The following is a 13,618-nucleotide window of genomic DNA, read 5'->3' as shown; positions in this document are numbered from 1 at the left end:
GCAGCTTGCAGGTTTTTTTATGTCTGGTGTTTTTAGTTGTTCACTATTATTTTCTGTATCCTGGTTTGATTATCAGACTGCAGCTTCAGAAAATACACTCCTGTTGTAATTTTTGAGCCATTATTTAAATTCCATTTAAGTTGATGTTCTCCTTCTGACTGCTGTTTAGAATCAAGCAATGTTTGAACTTCTTTCCCCATGAAATTATACAGCTTGATAGTTACCTGCGAAGATTTCAGTAATTTATAAGCAATTGTTGTTTCATCATTTACCGGATTTGGGAAATTAAAGAAATAATCTCCCTCCTTATTAACATCAGGTTCAGAATCAACAACCGGTAAACCGTTAGATGCATTTAAATTTTTAGATGTATATACATGGTATTCGCCGGGCTGCATACTCATACTAAAAGCGGTATTGGTTACATTTATACTGTCTTGTGTTAAATAATCATACCATTTTCCGGTATTAGAAAAGTTAACTACAGAAGTCTGCGGCGTTACATCAAAATTTCCTACAATGGTAATATTTACTGCCGCATCGTTTAAATGAATTGTTTTTATTCCACCGGCAAGTGAATACGTAAAATTGGTATTCTCAAACGCATCATGCGCTGTACGAAGTTTAATAAGTTTGGAATATACATTGTACAACTGCTTTCTGTTTGGCTCATTCATATATTCCCAGCGTGGAGGCTTGTTGGATAACCGGTCATTACTCGTTCCCGAAGGATAATTAATAGACAGATCATATCCCCTTTCGCCAAATTGCCAGATCATTTTAGGGCCGGGCAGAGTTAAAAAGAATGCAGCTACCAATTCCTGGCGTTTTAAAGCCGTAGCCGGATCTTTCACTGAATAATTTGCAGAGCTATTTCCAAACTGAATATTCTTGAACATCAACCGCTCCTCATCATGACTTTCCATATAGGTGATCAGGTTTGGTTTAGTCCATCCCCTTTCGCTGTAAATACCTCCCGAGAAATTAGATTCCGGGAGATATCCCATGGAAGCTTCATTATAGCTATGGTTCATGTTTCCCCACAGCATCATACCATAATCTGATAAAACTTTTTCTTCAGAATTATCGGCAAAATGCTCCAGGATAACCAGTGCTCCGGCATCCACAGAAGTGATAAAATCATAATAATCTTTCCATATATCAATACGGCTCTGGTCAAAATTACCCCAGGCGCCTACATTATTTGGATTATTCTTTTGTGTAAAACCCTTGGAAAGATCGAAACGGTAACCGTCAATTTTATACTCTTTAAGCCAGAATTCCATCACTTTTTTAGAGAAGTATTTGGTTTCTGCGCTTTCGTGATTAAAATCATAGCCTACATTAAACGGATGCGTGGCATCACGATTAAACCAGGGACTATTTAATGAGGGTTTGCCTGTTGCATTATCAAAATACAACTCCACCATGGGCGATTGTCCGAAAGAGTGATTTAAAACCATATCCAGAATTACAGACATTCCGCGTTTGTGAGCCTCATCAATAAAAGCCTTCAATTCATTTTTGGGACCATAATATTTATCAGGAGCAAAATAAAAAGAAGGATTATAACCCCAGCTTTCATTTCCTTCAAACTCATTTACGGGCATCATCTCGATGGCATTAATTCCCAAATTCTGAAGATATCCCAATGTATCGATTAGAGTTTGATAATTATGAGCGGCTAAAAAATCACGAAGGTGCAATTCATAAATTACCAGATCTGTTTTTTTAGGTCTTGAAAAATTGTTGATATTCCAGGAATAAGGAGTGGAATTGCTCTGCAAAACACTTACGATTCCGGTTGTTTTTCCGCTTGGATAGGCTTTCAAAGCAGGATAATTACTGATGTACTGATCATTATTGGGATCCAGTATTTTTTCGCAATAAGGATCTGCAATGCGTAAATTTCCATCAACCAGAAATTGATAGGCGTATTCTGTTCCGGCAGTGAGGTTATCAATTTGTACCCACCATCTTTTTCCATCGGGTGTATTTTTCATAAAACCTTCAGGACTTGGCTGCCAGTTATTAAAATCTCCTATTACATAAACATTGCTTTTTAATGGTGCAAGCAAATTAAACAGAACCGAAGTACCGTTATTAAGATAAGTTACTCCATCTTTTGCCCCTGCAGGAAGTTCTGCATTTTGAACTGCAGAATTAACAACAAAAGAAAACGAATCAGTAACTGCAGAAGTGCCGTTATTCCCGGTTATTTTGATAACCTGTTTACCTGTAGTGCTGATCATGACATTGCCATTAATAGTGGTTGAAGAACTTGCAGACGCAAACTGAATATCATTTAAGGTTAAACTTAAATTGGAAGCAGATGATGAAACTGCAGTAACATCTAAACTTTCACCAAGTTTTTTGCTGATTGTAGCAGGAATCGGGTTAAATTTTGGCTCGGGTTGAGGTGACTTAAACTTAACGGCCAAAACTCCTTCCGGATAAACTGAAGCATAAATATCACTGTTATCCGAATTTTTTGCTTCTCTGGTTCCATCAGCATTTCTGAAAACCATCGCCAGTTTTAAAATCTTTTCGCCTGAAGGAACCGCATAATAAGAACGGGGATTAGTAATGATGATCTCAAACAAATTATTTCCTTTGGGTGTCATTTTAATATCCGAAAAAACAGTTGCCCAGGGATGCTTAACGTATTTCCAATCTGCAGGACTTGTGCTCTTATCCGTAATTACACCGGTATGAATGTACACATCGCCCGTAAAATTATTTAATCCTCCGCTTCCTTTGGAGGCATCAAATGTCAATGTCAGGGTACTTGTTTCGGTAGGGAAATCTGGGGAGAGAGTTATTAATTGAGCTTTTAGATGGAAAGATGTAATTAAAAACAGGATAATTAATAGTAAGCGTGTTCTCATAGATAGAATGAAGGTGAGTGTAAATATAACACTTCCCAACTTCAATCAAACTGAAAATGAGGATTAAGCAGTAATTAAGTGTACCAACGTTTAAATTAATCCGGTTAACCTTTTTGCTGCTGTTTCAATACCTTTATTAACGCAATTTAAAACAGGCAATTTATTGAGATAGGCGGATATAAATCCGGACCAAAATGCATCACCTGCCCCGGTTGCATCTTTTACTTCAACGGGCTTTGCCGGCTGATGTTCCCATCCTTTTCCGGCTGATTTGTACCAAACACCTTCGGCACCACAAGTTAAGCAAATTACGGAAGCATTAACCGATGACAATAGATTTTTTGCGTCCTCAATACCAAGTGATTTATTATAAAAGCGTTCGGCATCATCCAAACTGAATTTAAGGATGGGATTAAATGTCTCCAGAATTTTAAATACCTCTGAAGAAGAATTGGTAGCGCCCCAAATTTTTTCTGCATAATTCCAGTCGACAGAAACAGGTTTGCCCAGAGCATATGCCTTATGAAAAGCATCCAGAATTACAGTCCTGGCAGGTTCATGACTCAGAGCAAATGCAGTTGTATGAACTAAAATAGAATCTTCCAAAAGCTTGTCTTCAATAGGCTGAAGATATTTATCTGCGTCCCGGTAGGGCAAAAAATCAGGCGTTTCTTTAGTTCGTGCCACAATAATAACTGATGTGAAATGCCCTTCAAGCTGCTGAATATGCGTTGTAGAAACCCCCGCCTTTTCCATTGCCTCCAACAGAATTTTGCCCAACCCATCTTTTCCAACCGCTGCAACCAGTTTGGACCGAATATTATTTGAAGCTAAAAAACGACAGAAATTTGCGGGGCTTCCCCCTGCAATCAGGTTTAAGCTTTTCGCCTCAGAAAGATCATTGATAAATTCACCACTTACAGCATCGATCAAAGATTCGCCAATAGCCAGAACGTAGCTTGAGTCAGAAGATGAAAAATTGGTTTCGGCAATCATCATATTAAATTATAAGCTTTTTACCATTTATATATTCACTGGCAATAATTTGTCCGCTTGCGCTCCAGGTACAATATTGAACGCCAATAGGTTCAAATGTTGAGCCATTGCAGTTTTCGTAAAAACCCCAAGACTTTGCATCTGTGTTCTTTAAATTAGCCTGTTTTATATATTCCAGAACTTTTTCTGCCTGATCAACCTTACCGGATGATACCAAGGCTGCGGATAAAAATCCATTCCAAACCTGCCATAATCCTCCATTATGAAATTCATCCGGAAAATTCCGGAATTCGTAAGCATAATTATGTCTTAAATCTTCATATAAAATATCGCCTTCTTTGAGTGAAGGATAAAACGAAGGAAGAAGATTTTGCTGTCGATCAATAAATGTAATGATGTAATTAAGCAACTTATCTTTTTGCTCCGTATTGCCTATGTTCAGTAATAGAGCCAGGCTGTTTGCCTGAAGATCAAACTGCGGATAAATGCGTGATGGATTAAATCCCATAACCCAAAACTCATCGGATATATCTTTCGACTGATGAATCATATTGGGTGCATAGTTCATGGTGTTCTCCGTATTCTTCCAATAATTAAGTTCTACAATTAACCTGATCTCATCTGCCTTTTCCAGGTATCTTGAATCGTGATAAACCTTACCGGCCAGTTCCAGCGCCCAAATTCTTAACAACTGGTTATATAAAATGTAGCCATGCTGCATGTATTCGTCAGCCCAATCGCCGCTTTGAGGCACATAAACCAAGCCTTTTCCATTATATTCCCAGGCATTTAATAACGCAAAACATTTGTCTACCTCAACTCTGTACTGGGTACTTAGCGAATAATCACCTGTAAATAGTGTATAGGATAATAGCCCTACGGGTGCCCAGCAAACATTGTCTGTACGGCCCACAGTTCCGCCATAGCTAACTTTTCCGTTTGCCGGATCAACATTCGAAGGCATAAATCCAACCTGATGCTGATGATCAAAAATGGTTTTAATGACATTTTTAAAAGTCTCTGTCAACTGCTTATCGCCGGATAATAAAGATGCCAAGCCGGTTATTGTTGCATCCCTGGTCCATACCCGGGTGTAATTGCTTATTTCATTAATACTGGCAACAAAACCAAAAGGTGTTGACGATGATTTGAGGAGCTCAATGCTCTTTAAATAAGCTTCCGTTTGTTCTGGACTGGTCATCGTTTAATCTTTTAATCTGTCATATTCTTCAACAGCTTCATCAATCCCGTCAAACTGTGTCTTTTTAAGCCTAATAAATAATACCGCAATTGCAGCGATAATAATTAAAACACCGGCAAAGTATATGGCATTTTCTGCATTTGAGTTTAACAGGTGTTTGTAGATAAAACTAAAAGTTAAAGTTTGCAGAAGCATGGGAAGTACAATAAACATATTTAAAATTCCCATGTAAACCCCGGTTCTGTGTGGAGGAATACTGCCGGCAAGCATGACATAAGGTGTTCCCATCATGCTTGCCCATCCTATACCAAAACCAATCATCGGCAAAAGCAGAAAATACTCGTTTTTGATAAAGGGAATACTGATCAGGCCGATACCTGCTAATAATAAACTTCCGAAGTGAACACTTTTAGCACCCACTTTCCGTGCAAAATATGCCAGGATAAAAGCAACACAAAATGTTACAATATTGTAAGTTCCGTTCACTTTTCCGGTTAATATTTGAGCATTGCTAAATTCTATTGAATTATGGTCGGCGGTATTAAAAATAGTTTTTGCCAGGCAAAGAGTAATGTATTGCCAATAGCAGAACATGGCATACCAGTTAAAAAGATATACTATTGCCAGCTGTTTCATGGTTGGGGGCATATCTTTAATAGCCTCGACAATTTCTTTGAAAACGTTTAACATACCTTTAGGCTTACGTTTAATTTCTGCGATTTCCTGGGGTGTTAAAGGATTTTCTTTGGTAGTGATGAGAGAATAAACAATAGCAACAATAGACGCCACTGATCCAATAATAAATGCTGCGTAGGTAGTATAAGTAATGTTATTACTGCTGCGGGCATTGATACTTATCAATCCTAAAGAGACTACAATTGCAGGAGTAAAATTTGCCAGCGTAATGCCGAGTCCGGTAAAGAAACTTTGGGTTAAAAATCCCAGCGAGTGTTGTTTGGGAGGAAGCTTATCACTTACAAATGCTCTGTAAGGCTCCATCGTAATATTATTAGCTGCATCCAGTATCCATAATAAGCTAGCTGCCATCCAAATGGAACTGCTGAAAGGCATTGCAAACAAACATAAACTGCAAATTATAGCTCCAACCAGAAAATAGGGTCTTCGTCTGCCATAAGGACTCAATGTACTATCACTCATTGCGCCAATAATAGGCTGGACAATTAAACCTGTCATGGGTCCTGCCAGCCACAAAAAAGGAAGTGTTGCTTCATCGGCTCCCAGATAGGAGTATATGGGACTCATATTGGTTTGCTGAAGTCCAAAACTGTACTGGATCCCAAAGAATCCAAAATTCATATTTAAAATTTGCCAGAATTTTAGAGTAGGCTTTTTATAAATCATAGGCACTGATTGATAGAACTTAAGAACATTTCTGAAAAGAAATTTAGGAAAAATTAATGAAGGAAACGGTAGTGTTTTACAGCTATTTAATCCATAAAAAATGGATTGTAAAGAATCCAATAATTAAAAAAACACTCTTAAATCTATCAATTTTGCTATTTTTTTGTTATTATGAACTGAACTGCTATCCCAAGCAATCAAAAATTAAAAATTATGGGTAAAACAATTATCGTTTCAAACAGGCTTCCTGTTAAAATTATTCAGGAAAATGACAAATATTCTTACACTCCCAGCGAAGGAGGATTAGCTACCGGTCTCGGATCAATTTATCAGGAAGGAGATAACTTATGGATTGGTTGGCCCGGTCTTGAGGTAACAGATCCTGCGCAACAAAAAGAGGTTATTGATGAGCTTAAGCCCCTAAGATTATTACCGGTTTTTTTAGACCAGGAAGAAATTAAAGAATATTATGAAGGATTTTCCAATGAAATTCTATGGCCTATTTTTCATTATTATGCCTCCATCTTCACTACTTACCAGCAATCAAACTGGGATTTTTATCAGCAGGTAAACAATAAATTTAAAGAGGCGGTGCTCAGCGTTGCTGAACCCGGAGATACCATTTGGATACATGATTATCAGCTTCTGCTGCTGCCGGGAATGATCCGGGCAGAGCAAGCCGACCTGACCATCGGGTTTTTCCTGCATATTCCTTTTCCTTCTTATGAAATGTTCAGGCTCATTCCCTGGCGTACAGAACTTTTAGAAGGAATGGCCGGGGCCGATTTGGTGGGATTTCATACCTATGATGATGTACAACATTTTTTAAATGCGGCTACCCGAATACTTCCGGTTAATTCGCATTCAAATATCATCAGCATAAATGACCGCCAAATTGTTGCAGAGGCTTTTCCATTGGGCATTGATAATCAGAAATTTGCTGGTTTAACTAAAACTCCTGAAGTACAAGAACAGATTGATCTTTTAAAGGAAAATTTTAAAGATTATAAGGTGATACTTTCTGTCGATCGCCTGGATTACAGCAAGGGGATTTTGCAGCGCCTTCAGGCAATTGAGCTCCTGCTGGAACTGCACCCGGAATATATCGGGAAAATTGTAATCTATATGATTGTTGTTCCTTCGCGGGATACAGTTCCCCAGTACAAAAAGCTTCGGGATGAAATTGATAAACGCGTTGGAAATATAAATTCATTGTACCGTACAATGGACTGGACTCCTATCCTGTATTTCTATCGCTCATTTGCTGTAGAAACAATTTCGGCTCTTTACTCCATGGCCCATATCGGTTTGGTAACGCCCATGCGTGACGGCATGAATCTGGTAAGTAAAGAATATGTAGCCAGCCGTGTACAAAATAACGGCGTACTGATTTTAAGTGAAATGGCGGGCGCTTCCAAAGAATTGCTTGACGCGATTATTGTAAATCCCAACAATATCGGCGATATAACAAGAGCGATTGTTAAAGCGTTAAGCATGCCCGAATCAGAGCAAAAACACCGAATGGCGCAAATGCGTGAACTTGTTTCTAAATTTAACGTGTACCATTGGGTTAAAATCTATATGGAAAAACTGAAAGAAGTGAAGCAGATGCAAATGACTATGAAGTCGAGGCACGTGGATCAGCAAGTTGCTGACAAGATTAAGATAAGATATGATGAAGCTAAGAAACGTATTCTGTTTTTAGATTATGACGGCACTTTGGTGGGTTTTCAAACCAATATCAACCAGGCAAGTCCTGACGAGAAATTGTATCAGTTAATAGAAAGTTTAACAGCCGACGAAAAGAATGAAGTAGTTTTAATAAGCGGCCGGGATCACCAAAAATTAGACGAATGGTTTGGACATACCAATGTTCATATGATATCTGAACACGGAGCATGGCAAAAATCAAAAAATCAGCAATGGAAAAGCATACGCGGATTGAATGATCTTTGGAAGGCTGATATTCTGCCCATTCTCCATACCTATGTAGATCGTACACCCGGTTCATTTATTGAAGAAAAAAGCTTTTCGCTGGTATGGCATTACCGCAAGGCGCAGAAAGGACTGGGCGAATTAAGAGCAAACGAACTGATTAACAACCTCGTTTATCTTACTAAAGACCGTGGACTGCAATTATTACCCGGAAACAAGGTTATTGAAATCAAAAATATAGAAGTAAATAAGGGCAAAGCGGCCTTGTCCCGTTTATATCTTGAGGATTATGATTTTGTATTTGCCGTTGGCGATGATCATACAGATGAAGATATTTTTAAATCCCTGCCGGAAGCGGCTTATACCGTAAAGGTTGGAAGCACGGTTTCTACTGCCCGGTTTTATGTGCGTAATCCCGAAGAAGTAAGAAGTTTCCTTACCAAACTTTCAGGAAGCACAAAATAAGTATCAAAACAAAGCCCGGAAATCTAAATCCGGGCTTTATGGTAATTACAAAAAATTAGGTCGGTCCAGTTTAATTGCAATTCTGTAAGCGGCATTCATTAAGCCGACATGACTGTATGCCTGCGGAAAATTACCCCACTGACTACCTGTTTCTTCATCCACATCCTCGCTGAAAAGCAATAAATGATTGGAATATTGCATGAGGCTTTCAAATTCACGAATGGCGTCATCAAGACGACCAATGCAGGCCAGTGCTTCAACATACCAGAAAGAACAGATTAGAAAAGTTGTTTTTGGTTTCCCGAAATCATCTGAATGGAGATAACGGTAAAATAATCCGGCAGGAGTTTTAAGTTCCTTTTCTAAAGCGATTAAATGATCTTTAGCACGATCGGACTGCGGATCGAGATAATTCATCATAATTAATTGCAGCGTACTGGCATCCAGATGAGGACTTCCTACAGCATGAGTATAAACTTTTCTAACCGGATCATAACAATCTTCGATATGTTTGGCGGCTCTTGTTTTCAGATCGGCAGCTTTTTGCATCAGGGCTTCGTCGCCTATTGCTTCAGCCATTTTTTCGGCGGCAGAGCAACCTGCCCACTGAAATAAATTACTGTAGCAGTGTGTATTGGCAATATTTCTGAATTCCCAAATCCCTGCGTCTTTTTCATCAATGGTACGTTCTACTTTTGACAATAAATAACCAATCCATCTGGCAGAATCTTTACGCTCCGAAAAAACAAAACGATGATCGGTATATAAAGGAAGCAGCGAAATTAAAACCTGCCCATAAATGTCGTTTTGTATGTGTTCATATGCCTGATTCCCAATACGAACCGGCTTATTTCCCATATACCCATCCAAATGATCGAGGGTGGTTTCATATAATTTTTTTTCACCCGTAATTCCGTACAATGGCTGATACCTGAAATCTTCAGAAACAGAAATGTCAGTAACATAATTAAAATAACGTTCCATTTCTTCAAAATGGCCGATATGATTTAATGAGGTAAGTACGTAAAAAGTATCACGCAACCAACAATATCGGTAATCCCAATTTCTTCCGCTTCCCGGAAATTCAGAAAGGCTGGTGGTACTTGCCGCTATGATAGCACCGGTATCTTCATACTGGTGAATTTTAAGTGCCAGCGCAGACCGGATCACATTCGGTTGAAAAAAAGCAGCAATGGATGAATGCTTAATCCAGATGCGCCAGTACGATATAGTTTCTCGCAAAAACTGCTCAGCTGTACTCACCAAAGGCGCTTCCAGAGGAACGCCATAAGTAAGAACCAGGTATTTTGGTTCATTAAGTACTGTTAGCTGCTCATCCAATACATAATTTATAGGAATATTTGTGGTCAGCCGGATATTTTCATCTGCTCCCCGGTATTCTATGTGACTGCTACCGCGATGTGGGCTTAGTTTTTGTTTACCGTAATTATAAACCGGATTGCATTTAATCCGCACTCTTGGATTACCCTCGAGCACTTCAATCTTCCTGATCAGCATTAAAGGTTTATAAAAACGATCATACTGATTAAAACGAGGAGCAAAATCGGTAATCCGGTAACTACCCTCAGAGCTAATAATATCTGTACACAACACATTCGTATTTTCCAGATAAAATTGACTTGAAGTATATTCTCCCTCGGGCAAAACAGTAAACGAACCACCTTTATCCTGATCAAGCAGTCCGCCGAAAACAAATGAGCTATCGAAACGCGGCCAGCATAGCCATTCTATATTTGTATTTTTATGAACATGCGCCAGAAATGCGCAGTTACCTATAATTCCTGTTTGATAAATGTGTCTTTCCATGTTTACTATTGTATTTAAAATCATATCCAACCTGTACTTAAACAGATTAAATGATTAGATAAAAAATTAAATTGAATCCTTCAATTCAGCAACAATTAATCCAACAAAATCTTACGATAGATTTTTTGAAGGTTCAGGCCCGATTTCTGCCCGGGTTTTAGGCAGGCATTCCGGATGATTTTTCTGAATAAAATCAATCAGACCTTCCCTAATCTCACAACGCAAATCAAATACTTCGGATGAATTTCTTCCGCTCACCAAAGCCCTTATTTCGATGCTATTCTCCCTTGTTTCAGTGACCTGAAGGGCCATTACCCGCTTATCCCACAGCGGATTAAATCGAGCAAACGACTTAATTCTGTCCTGATCTTTTCTACAGGCGCTGTATAATCCAAATATAAAAATACAGTGCCGATAAGCTCTGATGATATGCGTGTCCAGTTTTGAAAAGGTTTTTCTATAAAATAATTAATAGGTAAGATCAGGCGACGCTGATCCCAAATATTTAATACCACATAGGTCAAAGTAATATCCTCCACTTTACCCCATTCTCCCTCCACTACCAAAACGTCATCAATCCGGATGGGTTGTGTAAAAGCAATCTGAAATCCTGCCAGAAGATTTCCCAATGATTTTTGAGCGGCCAAACCAATTATAATTCCACCGATACCCACACCTGTAAGCATACCCGCTCCTATTTTGCGCAGGCTTTCGAAACTTAACAGGATAATTCCCGCAGTAATTAATACAACCAGTGAGATGAGTACTTTCCGAACAAACTGTAGCTGAGTCCTGATTTTTCGCTCTTTTAAATTATCATCCTTATGAAAATCATAACGGTGATAAAAGTAATCTTCCAGAATTCCAATAACCTGGATAACTACTATGGCAAAGAAAATTGTAAAAAGAATTTCAACTGATTTACTGACCGGAGCATAATATCTTTCCTCCATCCTCATAAGAGGTAAGGCTAAATTGAGCATGAGCAAAGGCAGAAAAAAACTCATCGGCCTGCGCAATCTTTTTATAATAATTTTAATGAGGAAATTATCTGAAATACGGGCGTAATAATTAAATATCTGGCGAAGAAAAAATTTCAGAACCAGCCCGGTAAGAACCGCAAGGAATGCTATTAAAATGTTAAAAAAAAGGTCGGGTAAATTATTTACAAATTCATTAATCTGGCTTATCATAGAATTTTAACGCTTAAAAGCCTGGACTGGTTTAATAAAAGGTATAAAAGATTGCAAAACCTGGCATATCGTAAAAATTACGATAAATACCAGTAATCACAACAACTGCAAATAATCCGATAGTTGTATGAATTATTTATTAAATCTTTCTAGGCAGAAAGCTTAACCAAATAATTAATCCGGCAGTTTATATTTATTCATCAGCTTTAATAAAACCCCATTCGTCCAGCCAAATCCATCCTGAGACGGATATTCTCCGCCACCAGCTTCCAGATTAGTATCCATCACATTATATTTTTCCATTAATTTTCCGGTACGATGAAAAACCTTAATATTCAAGCTTGTCCATCGCTCTGCGATATCTTTCGCTAAATCATGCTGACGGTAATTTTCTAATCCCTGAATGGTCATCCATTGTAGGGGAGCCCATCCGTTAGGCGCATCCCACTGCTGACCGGTATTGTTCAGCGTGGTAGTGAGTCCACCAGATTTAAGGAATTTCGACCTGATATTTCCGGCCACTTTTTTCGCTTGTTCGGCGGAAGCCATTTTAAAAAATAAGGGATAAGTGGTTGCTAAACTTGGAATTTTTACCTGCTTTTTAGTTCTGAAATTGTAATCATAATATAATCCATCTTCATTGTTCCAGCAGTAAGTATTTAAAAATTCAATGCGCTTATTTAAACGGCTTTTGAAAATAGCAGCTTTTTTTGTGTCGGCATTTTTCAAGTAGGTGGTGTAAAGCGTTTGTTCAAGTCCATATAACAGACTTACCAGATCAACCGGAATAATGTCAGCAGTTTGAATAGTTTTGATTTCTTTAGAATCAGCAAACCAGCGACTGCTAAAATCCCAACCGCTGGCCGCACCGGAGCGCAGATGACGATACATTTCCTGAACATTTCTGCCGGATTCTCTGGCAGTTAAACTGTCTTCGCGATAGCTCTCCTGACGCGGAATCTCCAACTCATCCCAATAGCGGTTCATAGTAAATCCGTTCAGCTCAACAACAGAACGATCGGCCGAATTTGATTTTAATTTCCCTTCATCAGCATTCATCCAATATTCGTATTCCTTTTCCAAAGCAGGCAGATAAGTTTGATAGATGCTGTCGCCTTTTGATTCAGCAAGCAAACCCACCATCAACGAAAAAAACGGAGGTTGAGACCGGCTCACATAATAAGAACGGTTGCCGTTAGGAATATGGCCGTAGGTATCAATCAGGTAAGCAAAGTTTTTAACCATGTTTTCCATAAGCATGATTTCTTTACTCTCCTGTAATCCAAGCATTGTAAAATAAGAATCCCAATAATATATTTCGCGAAAACGGCCACCCGGCACCAGATACGGGTTTGGCAGAGCAAGTAATGAACTACCCTCAATAGCAATATCAGGCTTTCTTTGCAGTAATTCCCACAAATGTTCAATATGATATTTTACACTTTTGGAGGTATCTGATTTATAAGCATTAACCGGATTGGCCGGAAGCGTAAAATTGCTGTCGATAAACAATTTCAGCGAAAACTTTACGGCCGGATTAGCTTTAATTTTCCGATAATCAGCCATAATTGCCGACGGATCACGCCGCGGAACACAATCTACAAATGATTTACCATCACTAAAAACCTGCTGCATCTGTACGTCTCTAAACAATTCTCCGTAGATCTCATCAGGAGTTTTAACAGTTTGAGAAAAGAGCTCCGACCCAATAAATATAAAGAGTAGAAATAAAGTTAGTTTACGCATTACGG

The 13,618-nt window shown here is 38.6% G+C and carries 9 protein-coding genes; 1 reads left to right on the top strand and 8 read right to left on the bottom strand.

Translation table 11 applies throughout. The features are described from left to right. Positions 1–32: 32 nt before the first annotated feature. From G521_RS0114070 to G521_RS17365, 4 genes are all read right to left on the bottom strand, one after another. Positions 33–2,888, bottom strand: a complete 2,856-nt coding sequence (locus G521_RS0114070; protein WP_026899089.1) for an alpha-amylase family glycosyl hydrolase — start codon at positions 2,886–2,888, stop codon at positions 33–35. 90 nt (positions 2,889–2,978) lie between these two features. Further along, positions 2,979–3,887 carry a carbohydrate kinase family protein gene (locus G521_RS17370; protein WP_051189773.1) on the bottom strand — a complete coding sequence of 303 codons (909 nt, stop codon included), beginning with the start codon at positions 3,885–3,887 and terminating at the stop codon, positions 2,979–2,981. 1 nt (position 3,888) lies between these two features. Beyond that, positions 3,889–5,085: a glycoside hydrolase 100 family protein gene (locus tag G521_RS0114060; RefSeq protein WP_026899088.1), complete on the bottom strand. Its 1,197-nt coding sequence runs from the start codon at positions 5,083–5,085 to the stop codon at positions 3,889–3,891. 3 nt (positions 5,086–5,088) lie between these two features. Then, positions 5,089–6,402 carry an MFS transporter gene (locus G521_RS17365; protein ID WP_245580876.1) on the bottom strand — a complete coding sequence of 438 codons (1,314 nt, stop codon included), beginning with the start codon at positions 6,400–6,402 and terminating at the stop codon, positions 5,089–5,091. Between the two features lie 258 nt (positions 6,403–6,660). Here G521_RS17365 and G521_RS0114050 point away from each other — a divergent pair, with 258 nt between their 5' ends. Continuing rightward, positions 6,661–8,847: a bifunctional alpha,alpha-trehalose-phosphate synthase (UDP-forming)/trehalose-phosphatase gene (locus G521_RS0114050; RefSeq protein WP_026899087.1), complete on the top strand. Its 2,187-nt coding sequence runs from the start codon at positions 6,661–6,663 to the stop codon at positions 8,845–8,847. Positions 8,848–8,892: 45 nt separating this feature from the next. On the opposite strand, the gene G521_RS0114045 is transcribed toward G521_RS0114050, so the two are convergent. From G521_RS0114045 to treF, 4 genes are all read right to left on the bottom strand, one after another. Continuing rightward, a complete protein-coding gene (locus G521_RS0114045) occupies positions 8,893–10,674 on the bottom strand; it encodes a glycoside hydrolase family 15 protein (RefSeq protein WP_026899086.1) in 1,782 nt (593 codons plus the stop codon). A gap of 111 nt (positions 10,675–10,785) precedes the next feature. Continuing rightward, entirely contained in the window at positions 10,786–10,986 is a 201-nt protein-coding gene (locus G521_RS18375) for a hypothetical protein (protein ID WP_245580875.1), read from the bottom strand. Beyond that, a complete protein-coding gene (locus G521_RS17360; protein WP_245580874.1) occupies positions 10,986–11,867 on the bottom strand; it encodes a mechanosensitive ion channel family protein in 882 nt (293 codons plus the stop codon). The genes G521_RS18375 and G521_RS17360 overlap by 1 nt, the downstream gene beginning before the upstream one ends. 174 nt (positions 11,868–12,041) lie before the next feature. After that, positions 12,042–13,613: an alpha,alpha-trehalase TreF gene (treF, locus tag G521_RS0114035; RefSeq protein WP_026899085.1), complete on the bottom strand. Its 1,572-nt coding sequence runs from the start codon at positions 13,611–13,613 to the stop codon at positions 12,042–12,044. Between the last annotated feature and the right edge of the window lie 5 nt (positions 13,614–13,618).

The sequence above is a fragment of the Daejeonella oryzae DSM 19973 genome (genome assembly GCF_000422945.1).
Lineage (GTDB): Bacteria > Bacteroidota > Bacteroidia > Sphingobacteriales > Sphingobacteriaceae > Daejeonella > Daejeonella oryzae.
Note: the sequence above shows the minus strand (reverse complement) of the source record. Positions and strands in the feature narration are given on the sequence as shown.